Raw genomic sequence first — 15,988 nt, 5'->3', positions numbered from 1 at the left:
GGGTAGGTTATTTACTAAACCATGCGTTGAAAGACTAATGAAGAGGTGTGACAGATGGATAACAAGAAGCAACCACATGATGAGCTTCTGGATGGGCAGGGCAAAATCAACACGGACCAAGTGGAAGAAACAGAAGGACCGTCTAACGGGAGGCAGCTTACGGGCTGGGTGCGTTACCTTTTCCTTACCATTGCTGTCGCCGGGGCTTTATTTCATCTTTATATTTTAAACTTTCATCCCATTGATCCATGGGTATTCCGCAGCACTCACCTGGTGTTTGGAGCGGTATTAGGTTTCTTGCTGTTTCCCGGATGGCGGGGAGCAAAAAATAAAGTGCATCCGGTGGACTGGGTGTTGATTCTGGCCACGATCTTTGTTGGTTACTATATTTTTGCCAATTTAAATCAAATTTTGTTCAGGTTCGGGGTAGCACCGACAACGATGGATTTTATTGTTGCTTTAACTGGTCTGTTACTGGTGTTTGAGTTGACACGGCGGACCAGTGGCTGGATGTTGCCCCTCTTAGCTGGCCTCTTTGTCTTATATGTGTTGATCGGTCCTTGGTTACCTGGCATTCTCAATCATTCGGGTTATCGCTTTGACCGTTTTGTCACCTATGTCTATGGCCTCGACGGTGTATTTGGCGTAACATTGGACGTCTCTTCCAAATATATTGTCTTATTCATTATTTTTGGTGCATTTTTGCAAATGTCCCGTGTTGGCAATTACTTCATGGATGTGGCCTTTGCCGTTGCCGGAGGATTGCGTGGTGGGCCGGCCAAAGTGGCCGTGTTCTCTTCTGGTTTAATGGGCATGATGAACGGTACCTCCGCTGGTAATGCTGTTGCGACGGGGTCACTCACCATCCCTTTGATGAAACGGGTGGGTTACCAACCCAAGTTTGCCGCAGCCACGGAGGCAACGGCATCAGCGGGAGGGCAGCTCTTGCCCCCAATTATGGGCGCCGGTGCATTCTTGATGGCAGAGATCCTTGGCATCCGCTATTCGGAAGTCATTCTGGCTGCTACCATACCGGCTCTGCTTTACTTCATCTCTGTTTACTTTATGGTAGATTTCGAAGCACGGAAGCAGGGCATGACTGGCTTGCCCCGCCATCAGCTGCCCAAAATAAAGGAGATAGCCAAGAAAGCGTATCTTTTTGCCCCGGTACTTATTCTCATCTATATGCTGGTCAAGGGTTATTCCGTTATTTTGTCAGGCTCCGTTGGCATTCTGTCCTGTTTTGTGGTCAGTTGGTTGCATCCTTCGACCCGTATGGGACTGAAAAAGGTGTTGCATGCACTTGAATTGGGCATGAAAAATGCCATTCAATTGATTGCCGTTGTTGCTTGTGCCGGTGTTATTGTCGGAGTGATCGCACTAACCGGTGTGGGCTTGCGTTTCAGTTCAGTGCTGTTGTCTATTGCCGATAATAATATTTTCCTGGCGTTAATCTTTGCCATGGGTATTTCTATTCTGCTGGGTATGGGCATGCCCACCACAGCTGCTTATGCGGTGGCTGCCTCTGTGGTCGCACCAGGCTTGATTCGCATTGGAATCGATCCGTTGTTTGCCCATATGTTTGTCTTTTACTACGCTGTCATATCGGCAATCACACCCCCAGTTGCATTGGCAGCCTATGCGGCAGCAGGCATCTCGGGAACGGATCCCTTTAAAACGGGCGTTCAAGCCTTTAAACTGGGACTGGCTGCGTTTATTGTACCGTTTATGTTCTTCTACAGCCCTCAACTGCTCTTGCAAAGTGAGTCGTGGGTGGAGACACTCTTTATTGCCCTGACAGCTACAGCAGGGGTTTATCTCCTGTCTGCCGCTGTTCAAGCCTGGTTCTTTGGCGGCAACGTGGCTTGGTATGGACGCCTGTTGTTATTTGCCGCTTCATTGCTCTTGATCACGGCCAATGTGAAACTGGACCTAATTGCCATTGCTTTGGTGGTGATTGTCATTCTCTTTCAGCGTTCTATTCACACACCTAAACAGCAGGGTGCCGTTTGAAAACCTGCCTATTCAAAAAAAGATACCTTGTGGACTTTAAAGTATGGAAGATAGTCTCCTTTCACTTGACAAGGCGGGGCATAGATCCCCGCCTTTCAGTGTGGATGGATGTTGATGGCTACAGTGATCGGGGAGCTGAAAGAAATGCGGCGACCTTGCGGTCGCCAGAAAATTTCAATTCTCTATTCTACTAATCATTTTTCAGCACACGGTTATCTACAACAAACTCCGCACGGCTTGCAGGGCTTGCACATAATCAGGCCCTGTGAGTCAGCAAGTGTCACTTCATTAAGATTATTATCTAGTACGGTAAAATCGGGTGCTTGATCCCCCACTTTCACTTGGTTGCCCAACAACGTGACCGGTTGGCCTTTAAAAGTCACTTCTGCCATCTGGCATCCTCCTTACCTTCTAGTCTTTTGTTTAAATTATCACACTCTTGCCAAGAGAACAACTTATTTGCTTGGAGAATAATAATAACAAGAGCCACGTTTAATTGTTTGGTTGATTTCCTAAATGAAACGAGAACCTGCGTGATTTGTATAAAAAATTATTATATTGAATATAGTTAAAATTAACCTGCTAATGCTATATAATCTAAATTACATTAGCTATTAGAATATTATTTTAAATAATAAAACGGGAAGGAAGAGGCATTTGCGCAAGGTGGTTTCGCAAAGAGTGCGTCAGTTACCGCCGTATCTGTTTTCCGTTTTTCAAGAGAAAAAAGAGCGCTTACTCAGGCAGGGCGTTGATGTGATTGATCTAGGCATTGGGGCCCCAGATCTGCCTACGCCTGCATTTGTCATCGATAAATTAAAGAAGGAATTGACCGACGCTCAAAACTTTAAGTATTCGCCTTATAAAGGTTTGCCTGAGTTCCGCGAGGCTGTCGCAGCCTTCTATGAAGAGGAGTACGGGGTGATGCTTGATCCTGAAACGGAAGTGCTTGCTTTAATTGGTTCCAAGGAGGGGATCGCCCATCTCTTGCCGGCTGTGATTGATCCGGGAGATGTAGTGCTCGTTCCGGATCCGGGCTACCCGGTGTATCGCACGGCCGCTTATCTGGCAGGCGGACAATGTCTGTCATTGCCTTTAGATCACGCAAACGGTTACCGGCCCCAATTTTGGATGCTTGACAAAGAGAAGCTGCACAGAGCCAAACTAATGTTTCTTAACTATCCCAGCAATCCTACAGCTGCTGTGGCTGGATTGGACGTGTTCAGAGAAGCGGTCAACTTTGCCACGGAGCAGCAAGTGGCCATTGCCCATGACAGCGCTTATTCATTGGTCACTTTTGCTGGCTATCGGGCACCGAGCATCATGCAGGCTGAAGGGGCCAAAGAGGTTGCTGTTGAATTTGGCTCGTTGTCCAAAAGTTTTAATATGACGGGTTGGCGCATTGGCTATGTCGTCGGCAACAAAGACATGATTCAAGCTCTGGCGGTAATTAAAAGCAATACGGACACAAGCCAGTTTATCCCCATTCAAAAAGCGGCTGCGCTCGCTCTTAGAAGTGACCGTTCCGTGGTTAAGGAAAATAACGCTATCTATGAGAGGCGTATGGAAGAAATGTTAACCGCATTAAAGGAGGTTAGTATTCAAGCGGTCAAACCACAAGCCACATTTTTTATTTGGGCCCAGGTGCCTGAAGGATTCACGTCAACAGAATTTGCGACAAGATTACTGGAAGAAGCAGGTGTCGTCGTCACGCCGGGAAATGCTTTTGGGCCACGGGGGGAAGGATTCTTCCGCCTCTCGCTCTCTGTACCCACAGACCGGTTACGTGAAGCTGCCCAGCGCATTAAGCAATTAGGAAAGGAGGATGTAAACCAGTGAAATCAAAGACCCAACATAGAATAACAGCAGCGCAAGCGATTGTCAAGATGATCAAAAATGAAGGGATTGTTAAAGTGTTTTGTGTTCCGGGAGAAAGCTATTTGCCTGTTTTGGATGCCATCTATGATGAGGAAGCTATAGAGCTGATTGCGGCCCGCCATGAGGGAGGGGCCTCATTTATGGCTGAAGGATGGGCCAAAGCGTCCGGCAAACCGGGGGTGGTGATGGCCACCCGGGGTGTAGGCGGATCCAATCTGGCCATTGGTGTCCATACGGCTTTCCAGGATTCCACGCCACTTGTTGTTTTTCTCGGACAGGTAGACAGCCGCTTCCGAGGCAGAGAAGGATTTCAGGAAGTGGATTTAGACCAGTTTTTCAAGCATATTGCCAAATGGACGGTGGAAATTACGGATCCTAAGCGTGTACCAGAGCTCGTGGGCCGGGCCTTTCGTGTTGCACAAACAGGCAGGCCAGGGCCGGTAGTGGTCTCACTCCCGGAAAATATCCTAATGGCAGAAATCCAGCTAGCAACTTTTCCGAGGGTCACTTGCCCTCGCCCGGCTCCTTCCGCTGTGGAAGTTGAACAAGTGGGCAGGATGTTGGCGGACGCCAAAAAGCCGCTGATCATTGCCGGTGGAGGCGTGATTCGTGCCAATGCAGAGGAGGCTTTACAACATTTCGCCGAAAAGCAGCACATTCCTGTGATGGCTGCTTTTAGACGTCATGATGTGTTTCCCAACCAACATGAATTGTATGCAGGGCATCTGGGGCTGGGTACACCAACGGTCATCTTGCAAAGGGTGAAAGAAGCGGATCTGATCATCGCCGTGGGCACCAGGCTGTCGGAGGTGACCACCCAGGATTATACCCTGATCTCAGCAGAGCAGTTGTTGATTCATGTGGACATATCGGCAGAGACACTGGGCAAGGTATATCCCCCTGATTTGGGGATTGCGGCTGATGCTAGGGAAGCGTTAAATGCCTTCCTTGAATTGGAGGTGCTCAATGATTACAGTGATTGGGCACGCCGACTGAGAACCGGTTACGAGCAAGTTGCAGCTTTCCCTTCCTCTTCACCACAGGGGACGTTGACCAATGAGCGCATAATGGAAGTGCTGCAAACTCATCTGCCCCCTGATGCGATTCTGACCAATGATGCGGGTAACTTTGCCGGATGGTTGCATCGTTTTTATCAATTTAAAAGGAAAAAAACATATATTGGCCCCACATCCGGCGCAATGGGCTACGGCTTGCCAGCAGCCATTGGCGCCAAGCTCGCTCACCCCAACCGAACAGTGGTCTCATTATCAGGGGATGGCGGGATGATGATGACGGTGCAGGAATTGGAAACAGCGGTGCGTTATCACATTCCGGTCATCAGTTTAGTCTTTAACAACGGCATGTATGGGACTATCCGCATGCATCAAGAATTACACTATCCCAAACGGGTGATAGGGACTTCATTAAACATGATCAATTTTGCAGAACTGGGGATGGCGCTTGGTGCAAAAGGTTTTACTGTGACGACGCTTGAGGAATTTGAACAGAGTTTGCTAGAAGCTTTAGCTTCGGATTATCCGTCCGTTGTCGATATCCGTACCGATCCCGAGCAAATCTCAGTTAACTTGACTATCGCTGATCTCCGTCAGAAAGTGGCCCCATGAGTGTGGTTTATCGGTTCGACAGATTTGAACCGACTTAATACCTTTCATTCCGCCCCTCTGGAAATAGAAAAAATTAAAGCGCTCACTACACTTGGCCCAAGCCATTTTGAGCAAGCGATGATCCTTTACTTGGCAATGAAAACTCAAATACAAATCCAACCTGCCTAGATGTGTTGAAAGACCTTACAAGCCAAAAAGGAACTGTCCCTCTGCATATGTGACGGGACAGTTTTTTGTATCTATTAATACTGTTATCATGGTTTGTATTTAAATGAAAAATACTGTTATTAATTTTATTCAGAAATAAATAATTATTTAATAATGAATAAAAAGTGTTATAAATGCTAAAATAAGTCTAATAACACTCCAGAGATTAATCTTATTCAATTTTGAATAAAAGGGGGGCGGCCCATGGAGCTGAAAGAGGAGTTTAAGGATAGGGGACTGGAGAAGTGGAATATGGAAGAAGCTATTTTGCATTCATTGCAGGAAGATTTATTGGTGACAGATACGACTGGCAAAATCGTAAAAGTGAGTCAAGCATGCGGAGCCCAGTACGGAATCGATTCGGAACGGTTGATTGGCCGCAATGTGTATGATCTGGAGAAAGAAGGGGTGTTCAGGCCGGCAATCACACCGGAAGTGTTGAAAAGAAAGGAAAAAGTGACGCTGGTGCAAACCAGCCGCACCGGCAAGAAGCTGCTTGTGACAGGCATTCCAGTCTTTCATCCCACCGGTGAGATTGTTTACGTGGTCAGCTATTCCTATGATGTGACGGAACTGATCAAAATTAAGGAACATCTGGATGAAATGGAAGAAGAAATGGCCAGGGTGAAAAGTGAGCTGGCCCTGTTAAGGGATCAAACGCTGCGAGTAAATGGTTTGGTGGCGGAAAGCACAGCCATGATGCAAGTGCTAAAAGCAGCGAAGAAAGTGGCCGAAGTAGATGTTACGGTTTTGTTGCTAGGGGAGTCGGGTGTGGGCAAATCTGCTATTGCCCGTTGGATTCATAAACACAGTACGCGTAAAGACGGCCCGTTTATTGAAGTAAACTGCAGCGCCATTCCAGAGTCTTTGTTTGAGGCGGAGTTCTTTGGCTATGAAGGAGGTGCATTTACGGGAGCCAAAAGTAAAGGGAAACCCGGTTTTGCCGAGCTGGCTCATGGTGGAACCTTGTTTCTGGATGAAGTGGGAGAGCTTCCATCTTTATTACAAGTAAAGCTGCTTAAATTTATTCAGGAGCAAAAATTTTACAGAGTAGGTGGGCGTAAGCCAATCTCCGTAGACATTCGCCTGATTGCGGCCACTAACCGGGATCTGGAGCAGGCTGTGAAAGAAAAACAGTTCCGGCAGGACCTCTTTTTCCGTCTTAATGTTGTGCCTATTCATATCCCCCCGTTGCGTGAACGTCCAGAGGATGTTTTAGCTTTGATCCGTTTTTTTGTGGATAAGTATAGTCGTAAGCACGGCCGTTATCGCCAAGTGGATGAAAAAGTAGTCCAACAACTGTTGGATCACCCTTGGAAAGGTAATGTGCGCGAACTTGAGAATCTGATTGAACGGCTGGTGGTAACCTCCTCTTCCTCTATTATTAAGCTAGAAGACCTGCCGGAAAATTACCGGCGTCCTCAGACCGATCCTGTTCTCATGGGTGTTGAGCATATGCTGGCTGAGCACAAACCCTTGCCGGCTATTTTGGAAGAAGTGGAAAAGCAACTGTTGTTAAAGGCCAGCCAAACCTGCCGTACAACGGTAGAAATGGCCCGTGTACTGGGCATAAGCCAGCCTTCTGTAGTAAGAAAATTAAAAAAGTATGGCATAAGGAAATGATTTTGGCACGTAATTTGCATGTTTAAGAGCTGAAAGGAGGAACTGTTCATGGCTTTATATGAACCAAAAGATTCATCCCAATCCCCCCGCTTTACAGGACCGCGCACCTTTATGCGCCTGCCTTACAAAGAAGAGCTGGACGATAATATGGATTTTGTTGTAACCGGCATTCCCTTTGATACCGGTGCTTCGTTTCGGGTTGGGGCCCGGTTCGGTCCGCAGGCCATCCGGGATTTTTCCATCTTGCTCAGGCCCTTTAACGTAGAGCAAAACACGGCCATCTTTGATCTTGTTTCCGGAGTGGATTACGGAGACCTTGTCGTTGCTCCAGGGTACATTAAACAATCCTATGAGCGTATTGTGGAGCAGATGCTGCCCATTTTCAACAGAGGCATTATCCCCATTGCCATGGGAGGTGATCATTCCATTACCTTGGCTGAGTTGCGCGCCGCAGCTCAAGTGTATGGCCCATTGGCTTTGATCCAGTTTGATGCCCACAGTGATACTTGGGACAGCTATTTCGGTGAAAAGTATATGCACGGTACACCTTTTAAGCGTGCTGTGGAAGAAGAGATTATTGATCCCTCAGCTTCCATCCAGATCGGGATCCGCGGTCCCTTATATGATTCCACTGATTTGGAGGTCGCCCGCGAGTTGGGCTTCGCTGTGTACTCCAGTGAAGAATTGTTTGAACTGGGTGTCGGGCAGATGGTGGACATTATTCATGAACGGGTGAAGGATCGTCCTGTTTTCGTCACCTTTGATATTGATTTTTTTGATCCCGTGTATGCACCGGGAACAGGAACCCCAGAAGTGGCAGGGCCTTCTGTCCGGGATGGGCTGCACTTAATCCGGGGCTTGAAAGGTTTAAACATTGTCGGTTTTGATTGTGTGGAAGTGCTGCCGGCTTTTGATCCCAGCCAAATTACCGCTGCAGCAGCCGCCAATGTGATGTATGAAATGATCACCCTGGTGGCCATTAATCGCCGGCTTAAAGCTGATACTGCGGTTCAAAAACAGAAGCAAAAAGCAATATAAGATGAGAAGAATAAGGGATAAAGGTAGTGAAAGTCAAAAAATGTTAGATCTATATATAAATGGGACATGGCTGCATGGGCTGGGCCCAAGACGAACATTGATCAATCCAGCTACAAAAAAAGTATTGACCCATGTACATGAAGCATCACGTGAACAGGTTAATGAAGCAGTCCGATCTGCTCATTCAGCCTTTTATGACAGCATGTGGGCCAGAGATATGTCCTGTCGAGTGGCCATTTTGGAAGATGTGGCCAACAAGTTGGAACGAGATGCAGAGGAAGTTGCCCGGCTTGAAACAGAAAATACAGGGAAGCCAATACGAGAATCTCGCTTGGATGTTGAGGATTCGATTAAATGTTTGCGTTATTATGCAAATCTTGTTAAGGAACGTCAAGTGTGGACGAAAGAAATGGATGATGGCACTGTAAGCAAAATTACTGAAGAACCAATTGGAGTTTGTGGATTGATCGTTCCATGGAATTTTCCATTATTATTGGGTATATGGAAAATCGCTCCAGCATTGGCTGCTGGGAATACAGTTATTTTTAAGCCCGCCGAAATCACACCGTTGAGTATTTTGAAATTCACCCAACTTTTAGATGAATCTGGCCTTCCGAATGGCGTTTTTAACCTTGTTCTTGGTGGCGAAGAGGTAGGCAGGGCTATTGTGCAAGACCCCCTCGTAAGAAAAATTTCTTTTACCGGAGGTGTAGAAACAGGAAAAAGAGTTTATGCGGAGTGCGCACAATCATTGAAGCGCATTTCTTTGGAATTAGGAGGGAAGTCACCGCTCCTTATCTTCGATGATGTTAATGTGGATGATGCTGTAGAGTGGGCCATATTTGGCGCATTTTTTAATCAAGGACAAGTTTGTGTGGCAGCATCACGTATTCTTGTTCACCACCAAATCTTTGGTTCATTCATTAAAAAATTTGTGGAAAAAACCAAAGCCATTCGCATTGGGTCTCCGCTAGAGGAACAAACCGAATTGGGACCTGTGATCAGCCAAGCTCATTTCAATCATGTACAAAACTTTATAGAGTGGGGCCGAAAAGAAGGAGCAACTCTTTTAACTGGTGGGGAAGGCATTAATGACTTGCCTGGATATTATCTTAGACCTGCTGTTTTTGTGGGTGTGTCCCAAAATATGAGAGTAGTCCAGGAAGAAATTTTTGGTCCCGTTTGTACTGTTCAAGCCTTTAACACTGAGGAGGAAGGGGTTTGTTTGGCGAATGGGACTCGCTATGGGCTTGCAGCAGGCATTTTGACCCAAGATCTAAAGAAAGCGAAAAAAATTGCTCAACAGCTCCAGGCAGGGACGATTTGGATTAATGGTTATCACACTCCGTACGTGGAAGCGCCTTGGGGAGGTTTCAAACATAGTGGATTAGGAAGGGAACTGGGTCCCCATGGTCTGGCCTGTTATGTTGAATATAAACACGTTAATACCAATTCAAACCTGACGGCACCAGGTTGGTATTCATTCAACAGGTAACATTCGTCGGTACCAAAACAGGTCTGCCTACCATGGTGATTACCCGTGCAGCATTCGGCCAAAAAGGGGCGCTTTTACCTGCGTTAGCAAACACCGTAGTCTTAGTAGGATGGAGCTGGATTCAAGCCTATATGGCTGGGTTGAGTTTAAATTATGCCATCAATTCTTTAACGGGTTACAGCAACGTCAACCTGTTTACGATCATAACACAGGTAGTGGTCGTTCTTATTACCATTTACGGTATTCGTGGTGTTGATACTACTCAACGATTGATATCCATTGCCATGTTAATGCTATCATTTTCAGTCTTTTATAAATTATTTACAACATATGACGTGCATTCGTTAATTCAAATGCAAGTGAGTAAGCACCCCGAGATCACAGCCATTATAGCCTTTGATATTGTTGTTGCTACTGCCTTTTCTTGGATGTCTTCTGTTTGTGACTATACCCGTAATGCCAACTCGGAAACTCGTGCCATGGTTGCCACATATGTAGGTTATTTGTTATCTTCTATCATTGCCATGGGACTTGGTGCCACTGTTGGTGGTTTTAGTATTTTACAAGGCTTGGAACAAACGTATGATCCAACCGTTTTGTTGGCTGCACACGGGTTTGGGCTTATTGCCGCAATTGTTGTCTTTCTCTCCGTTGTCTCGACCAATGTTATGGCTTTGTATAGTGCTAATATGTCATTTCTAAACATTTTCCCTAACATGATATTTTGGAAGCCAGCTATCTTTTTAGGAGTTATCACTGTTTTAGGTGCTTTGTTGAAGGAGTTATTAATGACCCATTTCTTTGATTTTGTATTGTTTATTGCTACTATGTATATCCCAATTTTTTCCATTGTGTTGGTTGATTTCTTTATTATTAAGAAAGGAAATTATCATGCTAGGGATATTGCTTCGGACGCACAAGGAATTTATCGTTATACTAAAGGGTTTAATGTTTATTCTTACATTGCATATGTGATTGGTGCTTTGTTTGCTTTATTTTTCACATATATTCAGCCGTTGAATATCGGCTCAACCATTTTAACGTTCTTTGTGTCTGGACTGGCCTATTGGGGATTAATGAAGCTCGGCTATTCAAGTGAAAAGCAGTTTGATCAACCTATGGATAAGCATGTCTAATATTGTATAGACAGGGAAGAGTGATGATGAATGCAAGTATTAACCAATATCGCTGCAATTCAAACTGAGTTTACCAATGGATATATCCAAGCAAATTTAAACAAGATGCGACTTTTAGTCCGTCGTTGTCAACAAAAATATCCTCATGTCCATTTCATTTTGTTTCCCGAATTAGCTGTAACCGGATATTTTTTATCACCAAGGTTACATGAGCTTGCAGAGAATGCAGAAGGACCGGCTTATGATTTTATGGCAGATTTATCCAGGAAACACCATGTTTATTTAGGTTATGGATTTGTTGAGAGGGGAGACGATCCCAGAGGGGATAAAAAACAGATCTATAATTCATTTAATGTGATTAGTCCCAACGGTGAAAGGTTGGCCACCTATCAAAAAATACATTTGACTCCGTTAGAGAAAGATTTTTTTGACCCGGGACAACGTCTTGTCACCATTAAAACCGAAATAGGAAACCTTGGGCTTATGATTTGTTGGGACTTGGCTTTCCCGGAATTAGCTCGGCTGCTTGTACAAAAGGGGGCTAATGTGTTGTTAGCTCCCAGTGCATGGGAGCTTCCTTATGACCAAGCCTATTATAGATTTTCCATGGCCAGAGCAATAGACAATACGGCATACCTCATCACATGTAATCATGTGGGTGAATCAAGCGGTCTTCGTTTTTTTGGCAAATCAGCTATTTTCTATCCTGATGGGACTCTATTACACCAAGCTGATGATCAGGATGGGAGCATTATTGTTTCTAGTATTAATCTTGCAGAACAACAAAAGCTTCGGTTTTCTTTTTACAGTATGTCAGATGATCGGAGAACTGATTTATATACATTGACGTGGAATGGCGAATAAAAATAGACATATCTGTTACTAACCCCTAATATTAGTAAGAGAAGAACAGTTGATTATAAATGGAAATTGATCCGGTGAAGAGAAGATGAAAGATAAAAAGGAAAGTTCTTAAGGGCACTTTTTAATAAATTTAGCAAAATTGATAAACCGGTTGCCGTCCACATCGGTAATTAAATCCCCTTCGGCCTGGGCTGCAAAGGTGACCGCACTGTTGCTTACACCCCTGGCTACATAGCGGTTGCGCTTATCTAACAATTCTTTTGCTTTAGGACCCGGAATCGGATTAATTATTTGGGTATAACGGTTCATGCTATCCCTCCTGACGGAAATTTTCTATTCACTAACTAGCAAAAATGATGCCAATATTGGAAAAATTGCCATCCTTACTGGATTGACCGGTTGTACTGGTACAAGTTTGCCTCGGTGCAATTGGCACCTTAAATGTAGGCCACTGTCACCCGAAGGTGAATGAAGCGCTCCATGCCCAAGTGGACCGGTATATCCATACCGGATTCAATGTGATGATGTATGAGCCTTATATTGCTTTGGCAGAGAAACTGTGTCAGGTGGCTCCCGGAGAACATGAGCTGCAGGAAGGGCTGTCGATTCTGGAGGAGAGTATTGCCGCGGCTGCAGGGGGGAAGCAGTATGTCTAAACAAACTGCTCAGTCTAACCGTGTGCTGACACGGGCTGATGTGTTGTTTCTGGCCTTTGGGGCCATGATTGGCTAGGGCTGGGTGGTTCTGTCGGGAACCTGGATCCTTTCCGGGGGAACCCTGGGGGCCATCCTTTGAAGCAGTGGCCTTGCCCACCGTAGTGGAGTATCTTTTTCCGAATTATCAGGTGGGCTATTACAGGCTGGGATGTTTATTTTTCCTGGGTCATTGTGGGAATGGCCGGCTCTGTTTTTGTAACCGTAATAAACTACATGGGCATTAAGCCGGCAGCCATCGTGCAGATGGTGCTCACTTTAATTTTAGCTGTGGTTGGATTGATGCTCATTTTTGGTTCCTCGGTCAGCGGGGATGTTGCTAACTTGCAGCCTCTGTTTGTGGGAGGAGCGGCCGGAATCATGGCCGTGGCCATTATGACCCCGTTCATGTTTGTCGGTTTTGACGTGATCCCGCAAGCGGCTGAAGAAATGAATATTCCTTTTAAGTCGATTGGTAAAATTTTAATTGTGGCAGTATTGTGTGCTGTTGTGTGGTATTTAGCCATTATTTTCGGGGTCGGTATGGCCTTAAGTCCAGCCAGCTTGGAAAATGCATCGCTGGCCACTGCTGATGCCATGGGGTCAGTGTTCGCTTCTGAACTGTTTGCCAAAATCATGATCCTGGGTGGTATAGCCGGCATTATGGCCAGCCGGAATGCGTTTATCATTGGGGGGAGCCGCGTCATTTATGCTATGGCTAAGTCGGGTATGCTTCCGGCCTGGCTGGTGGATGCGGGCGGATTAGCCATTGTTATGGCCTATTTCATGGTGGCGCTGGCTTTTCTAGCCTTGCGCAAGAAAGAACCGGACATGGAGCGCCCGTTTAAAGCCGGCCGTTCTACAGTGATTGGCTGGATTGCCCTTGTGTTGAGCTTCGGGTTTATTGTGCTCTATTTGCCTGGCATGCCTTCCGCTTTAGTGTGGCCCTACGAGTGGTTAATCATTGTCTGTTGGTGGTTCTTGGGGATCTACTTCATGATCAACATGAACAAAGGTAAGTATGTGGGGTCACCGGAAGAGTACCTCAACAGAAAAATTGAGAGCTAACAATTGCCGTTAAGTACCTCATCATCCTGCCTTCTGTCTCTTAGAAACTGTACGATTATTTGGTATAATAGAAAAATAGATCACATACAGGATAAGGATAGGCGGGAAAAAGAGGCTGAGATAGAAAATGTCAGAGTCTTGATATCTTGGAGAGCATCAAGTCTATCAAGACCTGAAGCTCATAGCGTGACACAGCTACATTCATTTGGTAAGGGAGGGCACAAACTGTGAAATTATACGATGTCATCATTGTTGGGGCAGGATCTATGGGAATAGCTGCTGGTTACTATTTAACAAAACAAGGTATAAAAACATTACTCATTGATTCTTTTAATCCTCCCCATCATCAAGGTAGTCATCATGGCAGTACAAGAATCATACGTCACGCATATGGTGAAGGACGACAATATGTCGCCCTGGCATTAAGAGCACAGGAGCTATGGTATGCACTCGAACAGGAAAGTCAACAGGAGTTGTTTATTAATACAGGTGTATTAGGTATAGGAGAAGTATTCTCCCCATTCATCAAGGAAACGATTGAGAGTGCCCAAACGTACAACTTGCCCCTGGAAATTTTGAAAGCGAACGAAGTGCAAAAGAGGTGGCCCGGTATACAAATTCCGGAGCACTATGTCGGTTGTTTGGAAACGACTTCAGGTATTTTGTACAGTGAGAAATGTATACAAGCCTATCGTGATTTGACGTTGGAAAACAAGGGCAGCTTATTGTGCGATACCGCTGTCCACGATATAAAAATGTACAAAGACGGTGTGACCGTCATGACGGATAACGGCACATTTCATAGTGACAAACTCATTGTTACTGCTGGAGCCTGGACAGGAAAATTGCTTCCTGAGTTAGAATTACCTTTGCAACCGGTACGCAAAGCTTTTGGGTGGTTTAAGGCGGATGAATCTTTTTATGATTCCAAGAGGTTTCCAGCATTTTTCTTTGCACTTCCCGATAAACTTTATTATGGTTTCCCAAGCATTGACGGTTCAGGCGTAAAACTAGGTCGACATGATGGTGGCCAAAGCGTTGACCCCGATCAAATAAACCGGACTTTCGGTGCTGATGATAGTGATGAAAGTGACCTGAGAAGTTTTCTGGAAACATTTATGCCCCATGCATCAGGCGCTCTCATTGACGGGAAAATCTGTATCTATACGAAAACACCTGATGAGCATTTTATTATTGACCAACACCCTGAACATGATCATGTTATGATTGCTGCCGGTTTTTCTGGTCACGGATTTAAGTTCAGCAGTGTCGTAGGAGAAATCTTAAGTGAAATAACGGTAAAAGGAAAAACAAAGCACGATATTTCTGTTTTTAAGCTCAATAGAAAGGCGCTGCATATCTAGTAAGTCCAGGAAGGATTTTACGAAACCTTTGTCGAAAGATTTAAGATGAAATTGCAGCAAGATACTTTGTCTTTAAGGGGGGATGCTCGTGAAACTGGCGTATGTAGGGTTAGGCAATATGGGTTTGCCTATGGCCAAAAATTTGGCCAAAGTGTATGACACCGTGTATGGTTTGAACCGCAGCAAAGGAAAGGAAGAACTGTTTGCCCAGGCAGGAGGCAAGGTGGGCCTTTCCCTGGCCGAACTGGCCCAAACAGTGGATGTGATCATGACTTGCCTGCCTTTGCCGGCTGATGTGGAAAAGGTGTACTTTGGCGAAGATGGTATCCTGGCCAACGGTCATCCAGGATTGGTGGCCATTGATTTCAGCACCGTATCTCCGGATCTAAGCCAGAACATCTATGAGGCAGCTTTAGAGAAAGAGATCGACTTTTTGGATGCCCCTGTTAGCGGGGGACCTTGGGGTGCAGAAGCGGGAACGTTAAGCATTATGGTGGGTGGCAAAGAAGAGGTTTTTAATAAAGTAAAGCCTGTGCTTGAGGTGATGGGTCAACACATTTATTATTTGGGCCCAAGCGGCTCCGGTTCCGCCGTCAAACTGATTAACCAGCTTGTGGTGGGCATCCATACCCAAGCTGTCAGTGAAGCATTGGTCTTGGCTAAAGCGGTAGGGTTAGATCAGCAAAAGGTGTTTGACATCCTACATAACAGTTATGCCCAAAGCCGCATTTTTGAACGTCACTATACCCAATTTATTGAGAAGGATCATTACGATCCAGGTTTTGCCCTGGAGCTTCTCCAAAAGGACACTAATCTGGTACAAGAGCTCGCCCAGAAAAAGGGCCTCACCTTGCCCGTTGGCCAGCAGGTCAATGAGCTGCTCAGGGAAGCCAAAGAGAGCGGCTATGCCAAAGAAGATATGTCCAGCATGTATAAATTTATCCAGGGAAAAAATAATCTGTTATCATAAGGAGTGAAAGCTGCC

The 15,988-nt window shown here is 45.6% G+C and carries 11 protein-coding genes and 3 pseudogenes; 12 read left to right on the top strand and 2 right to left on the bottom strand.

Going from position 1 to position 15,988, the window contains the following annotated elements; all coding sequences use genetic code 11:
- The first annotated feature begins 54 nt into the window (after nucleotides 1-54).
- Entirely contained in the window at nucleotides 55-2,013 is a 1,959-nt protein-coding gene (locus J2S00_RS03895) for a TRAP transporter permease (RefSeq protein WP_307335671.1), read from the top strand.
- Nucleotides 2,014-2,234: 221 nt separating this feature from the next.
- Here the strand turns inward: J2S00_RS03895 and J2S00_RS03890 are convergent.
- Nucleotides 2,235-2,405 (bottom strand): annotated as a pseudogene (locus tag J2S00_RS03890) (thiol peroxidase); the annotation flags it as partial.
- Nucleotides 2,406-2,694: 289 nt separating this feature from the next.
- On the opposite strand from J2S00_RS03890, the gene J2S00_RS03885 reads away from it, so the two are divergent.
- The 7 genes from J2S00_RS03885 (at nucleotide 2,695) to J2S00_RS03855 (ending at nucleotide 11,879) form a co-directional block, all read left to right on the top strand.
- Nucleotides 2,695-3,852, top strand: a complete 1,158-nt coding sequence (locus tag J2S00_RS03885; RefSeq protein ID WP_307335668.1) for an LL-diaminopimelate aminotransferase — start codon at nucleotides 2,695-2,697, stop codon at nucleotides 3,850-3,852.
- On the top strand, nucleotides 3,849-5,516 hold the full coding sequence (locus J2S00_RS03880) for a thiamine pyrophosphate-binding protein (protein WP_307335665.1): 1,668 nt from the start codon (nucleotides 3,849-3,851) through the stop codon (nucleotides 5,514-5,516). The genes J2S00_RS03885 and J2S00_RS03880 overlap by 4 nt, the downstream gene beginning before the upstream one ends.
- Before the next feature lie 411 nt (nucleotides 5,517-5,927).
- Entirely contained in the window at nucleotides 5,928-7,346 is a 1,419-nt protein-coding gene (locus J2S00_RS03875) for a sigma-54 interaction domain-containing protein (RefSeq protein ID WP_307335662.1), read from the top strand.
- A 48-nt stretch (nucleotides 7,347-7,394) separates the two neighbouring features.
- The gene (gene speB / locus J2S00_RS03870) at nucleotides 7,395-8,384 is read left to right on the top strand and encodes an agmatinase (protein WP_307335659.1); all 990 of its coding nucleotides are present in this window, start codon (nucleotides 7,395-7,397) and stop codon (nucleotides 8,382-8,384) included.
- Nucleotides 8,385-8,424: 40 nt separating this feature from the next.
- Nucleotides 8,425-9,879, top strand: a complete 1,455-nt coding sequence (locus J2S00_RS03865) for an aldehyde dehydrogenase family protein (protein WP_307336041.1) — start codon at nucleotides 8,425-8,427, stop codon at nucleotides 9,877-9,879.
- Complete coding sequence (locus J2S00_RS03860) at nucleotides 9,858-11,015, top strand: purine-cytosine permease family protein (RefSeq protein WP_307335656.1); 1,158 nt, start codon at nucleotides 9,858-9,860, stop codon at nucleotides 11,013-11,015. The genes J2S00_RS03865 and J2S00_RS03860 overlap by 22 nt, the downstream gene beginning before the upstream one ends.
- A gap of 30 nt (nucleotides 11,016-11,045) precedes the next feature.
- Entirely contained in the window at nucleotides 11,046-11,879 is an 834-nt protein-coding gene (locus J2S00_RS03855; protein ID WP_307335654.1) for a carbon-nitrogen hydrolase family protein, read from the top strand.
- A 108-nt stretch (nucleotides 11,880-11,987) separates the two neighbouring features.
- On the opposite strand, the gene J2S00_RS03850 is transcribed toward J2S00_RS03855, so the two are convergent.
- Complete coding sequence (locus tag J2S00_RS03850) at nucleotides 11,988-12,188, bottom strand: hypothetical protein (RefSeq protein WP_307335651.1); 201 nt, start codon at nucleotides 12,186-12,188, stop codon at nucleotides 11,988-11,990.
- 113 nt (nucleotides 12,189-12,301) lie between these two features.
- On the opposite strand from J2S00_RS03850, the pseudogene J2S00_RS03845 reads away from it, so the two are divergent.
- The 4 genes and pseudogenes from J2S00_RS03845 to J2S00_RS03830 all read left to right on the top strand — a co-directional run.
- Nucleotides 12,302-12,457, top strand: a pseudogene (locus J2S00_RS03845) (aminotransferase class III-fold pyridoxal phosphate-dependent enzyme); the annotation flags it as partial.
- A gap of 70 nt (nucleotides 12,458-12,527) precedes the next feature.
- A pseudogene (locus J2S00_RS03840) lies at nucleotides 12,528-13,639 on the top strand (APC family permease).
- 227 nt (nucleotides 13,640-13,866) lie between these two features.
- Nucleotides 13,867-15,003 (top strand): N-methyl-L-tryptophan oxidase, encoded by a 1,137-nt coding sequence (gene solA / locus J2S00_RS03835; RefSeq protein ID WP_307335649.1) that lies wholly within the window; start codon nucleotides 13,867-13,869, stop codon nucleotides 15,001-15,003.
- Nucleotides 15,004-15,085: 82 nt separating this feature from the next.
- Nucleotides 15,086-15,973 carry an NAD(P)-dependent oxidoreductase gene (locus J2S00_RS03830; RefSeq protein ID WP_307335646.1) on the top strand — a complete coding sequence of 296 codons (888 nt, stop codon included), beginning with the start codon at nucleotides 15,086-15,088 and terminating at the stop codon, nucleotides 15,971-15,973.
- Nucleotides 15,974-15,988 lie beyond the last annotated feature (15 nt).

Origin of the sequence: Caldalkalibacillus uzonensis (assembly GCF_030814135.1) — a bacterium.
Taxonomy (GTDB): Bacteria; Bacillota; Bacilli; order Caldalkalibacillales; family Caldalkalibacillaceae; genus Caldalkalibacillus; species Caldalkalibacillus uzonensis.
This window is presented reverse-complemented; position numbering and strand designations above follow the sequence as displayed.